1 protein-coding gene is annotated in these 1898 nt (G+C 72.4%); it reads right to left on the reverse strand.

Annotated features, from left to right (window positions below; translation table 11 throughout):
* A partial coding sequence (locus QH283_RS14735; RefSeq protein WP_280503566.1) for an amino acid adenylation domain-containing protein occupies positions 1-1898 on the reverse strand: 1898 nt, incomplete at both ends.

Here is a 1898-nt window from a genome sequence, read left to right on the forward strand (position 1 = left end):
CGGGCCCGGCGGCGATTGCCGCCCCTGCCCGCGCGATCTCCGAGTGCAGATAACTGTCCATCATCGCCAGCACCTCGACCCGCTGCCCCTCGGCCTGCAACCGCACCGCGACCGCGTGCGCGAGCACGCCGCCCAGCGACCAGCCCAGCAGGTGATAGGGCCCCTCCGGCTGCACCCGGCGGATCTCCGTCAGGTAGCGCAGCGCCCACTCCTCGGTCGACGCGGGCAACGCCTCGTCCGAGCCGAGAGCGGGCGACTGGAGGCCGTAGATCGGGCGGTCGTCGTCCAGGTGCGCGGCCAGCCCGGCGAAGGACCAGGCGATGCCGCCGAACGGATGGAAGCAGAACAGCGGCGCGCCCGAGCCGGGACGCAGCGGCACCAGCACATCGAAGGCCGATTCACCGACCGCCCGCGCGCCGGACTGCTCGGCCAGCGCCCGCGCGGCCAGCTCGGCCGGGGTGGGCGCGGTGAACAGCCAGACCACCGGCACCCGGAAGCCGAGTTCGGCACCGAGGCGGCTCGCCGCGCGAGTGGCGACCAGGGAGTTGCCGCCCAGCTCGAAGAAACTGTCGTCCATGCCGACCGACTCCACGCCGAGCACCTCGGCGAACACCTCGGTGATCGTGTGCTCCAGCGGCGTCCGCGGTTCCCGCCGCGAGCGGGCCGCGAACACCGGCTTCGGCAACTGCTTGCGGTCGAGCTTGCCGTTGGCGTTGAGCGGGAACCGTTCGAGCACCACGAACGCCGCGGGCACCATGTAGGAGGGCACCCGGTCGGCCAGGTGCGCCCGCAGCGCCTCGGTGTCGGCCGCGTCCGTCCGGCCGGTCGGCACCACATAGGCGACGAGCTGGTCCCCGACCTGTTCGTCGTGCTGCACGACGACCGCGGCCTGGCGCACCTGCTCGTGGGCGAGCAGCGCGGTCTCGATCTCGCCGAGCTCGATGCGCAGGCCGCGGATCTTGACCTGGAAATCGGTGCGGCCCAGGTACTCCACGGTGCCGTCGGCACGCATGCGCACCAGATCGCCGGTGCGGTACAGCCGCTCCCCCGGCGCGAACGGGCTGGCCACGTACCGCGCGGCGGTCAGATCGGGGCGACCGAAATAGCCGTGCGAGAGCTGGATTCCGGCGTGGTACAGCTCCCCCGCCACACCGGCCGGAACCGGATGCAGGCGGTCGTCGAGCACATAGGCGCGCACATTCCAGATCGGGCGGCCGATGGGCACGATGCCGACGGCGTCCTCGGGCACCCGCTCGGTCATGGTGACCACCGCGGTCTCGGTGGGGCCGTACAGATTGTCCAGCCTGGCCCGCGAGACCCGGCGCGCCGCCGCGGCCGTCTCCGCCGACAGGGCCTCGCCCGCCAGCCACATCACCCGCAGCGAGTCCAGCGAGCCGCCGTCGAGGGTGTCGACGATGGCGCGCAGCATGGACGGGACGAACGGGGTCACGGTGACCCGCTCGGCCGCGATCACCTCGGCCAGATAGCGCGGGTCACGATGGCCGTCCCGGCTCGCGACCACCACCCGGCCGCCGGTGAGCAGCGGCACGAACACATCCCAGATCGACATGTCGAAGGTGACGGTCGTCTTGAACAGCGCGATATCGGCCGCGCCGATGCCGTACTCGGCGACGAACCAGCGCACGTGGTTGGCCACCGCGCGGTGCGGCACCGCCACGCCCTTCGGCCTGCCGGTCGAGCCGGAGGTGAACAGGATGTAGGCGGTGTTCGCCGGGCGCAGCGGGGCGATCCGCTCGGCGTCGGTGACCGGCTCGGCGGAGTAACCGGAAAGATCGAGCTCGTCGAGACGGATCACCGGCGCGCGCTCCGAGCGCACGCCCGCCCCCGCCTCGGTGAGCACGCACGCGGGCTCGGACAGGTCCAGGACGTACGCGATG

This window comes from Nocardia farcinica (genome assembly GCF_029867845.1).
GTDB classification, from domain to species: domain Bacteria; phylum Actinomycetota; class Actinomycetes; order Mycobacteriales; family Mycobacteriaceae; genus Nocardia; species Nocardia farcinica_A.